Origin of the sequence: Aquabacterium sp. UBA2148, from assembly GCF_002328915.1 — a bacterium.
Lineage (GTDB): Bacteria > Pseudomonadota > Gammaproteobacteria > Burkholderiales > Burkholderiaceae_C > Aquabacterium > Aquabacterium parvum.
On the sequence record NZ_DCXA01000080.1, the window covers coordinates 2,672 to 4,002 of the forward strand.

Below are 1,331 nucleotides of genomic sequence, written 5' to 3' on the forward strand. Positions count from 1 at the left end.
CGAACGCCGATGGCTTGAGCAGGTCAGCCGGTGGGGGCACGGGCTTGAGGCTGCGCCGCCAGCGCTCGAAGGCCGGGTTGCCGCGTGTGGCCCAGAAGCGCTCTCGGTAGGGCAATTCGCGCAACTGGTCGAGCAACAGGCAACCGGTTTCCTGCTGCGTGAACAGCATGCCGGGCCAGGCCTCGACGCCACCATAAAAGGCGGGCACGTCCTGCCAGGCGCGCTGGAAGACGGCGTCGTGGCGGAACCAGAAACAGGTGCCGCTGTAGTGCCAGTCGCCGACGTGCTGGTGGTTGGCGAAGCGGCCGGGGCGGCGCAGCAGGCCTGTCATCGCGTGCTGGTCAAGCTGCGCGCGGATGGCGGGCCAATGGTCCAGCGTCACGGCCATCTGCACCTCGGCCCACCGTTTGACGGCGGGGGGCCAGGTGGGCTCGTACTTCACGCCTTTGGCGTGGGCGTAGAAGGCCACGTCGTCACGGTGCTCGCGCGCGAGCTCGGCCAGCATCAGCGGGAAGGTGATGGACTCGCCACCCTGTGCGTTGGGGCGCACGATGAACTCGACGCCATGGCCTGCGAAAGCGGCTTGCACCACGGCGAGGTCTTCGGTGCGTTCGTCCGTGACGATGGCCACCAGGCGGCGGCCGTTGAACAGGTCGATGCGTTGCAGCAGCAACTCGACGTTCCAGCGCCAGGTCTCGCCCTTGACGGGCCACAGGTGGTACATCAGGTGCCGGCGAGGCGCGGCGACGAGCGGCGGCAACGCAGAGGGCGCGGGGCGGGTCAGGTCCTGCCGGCGTTCGGGTGTCGAGGGACGAGAGGTCGGGCGAAGTTGCGGTGTTGGCTTGGGTGCGGCAGATCGACCGGTGTCTGGGCCCAAGGCCGCTGGCCGCTCACCTGGCACGGAGATGCCCACCGACAGCGCCAGGGCCTGAGCCAGTCTGTCTGCGTAGCGGTGTTGCCCGAGGGTTTGCTGACAAGCGCGCAGCCGCCTCTCGCGTTCGCCGGCGTCGTCCAGCAGGCGCTGCACCAGCGGCACCAGCGCGTCTTCGTGATCGAACACGGGCAGTTCCGGGAAGGTGGCGAGCACGCCATCGCGGCGTTCCGAGACCACCAAGGCCCCGCAGGCCAGCGCCTCGAAGGTGCGCGGGCTGGGCGATTGCTCGCGGGTGCCTTGCGCGTTGAAGTGGTGCTGGTCGCGGTAGATGTGCAGCACCAGATCGGTCTGGCGGTAGAGCTCGGCCGTGCGCTGGTGCGGCACGCGCTGGGCCAGGCACAGGCGCCTGAGAACGGGCGAGCGCCAGGGGCCGCCCACCACGTAGCTCAGCAGGCCG

Annotated in this window: 1 protein-coding gene; it reads right to left on the reverse strand. The window is 69.6% G+C overall.

What is annotated here, in order from left to right; translation table 11 throughout:
• On the reverse strand, window positions 1-1,331 hold a 1,331-nt coding region (locus B2W70_RS04225), incomplete at both ends, for a glycosyltransferase (protein WP_286743182.1).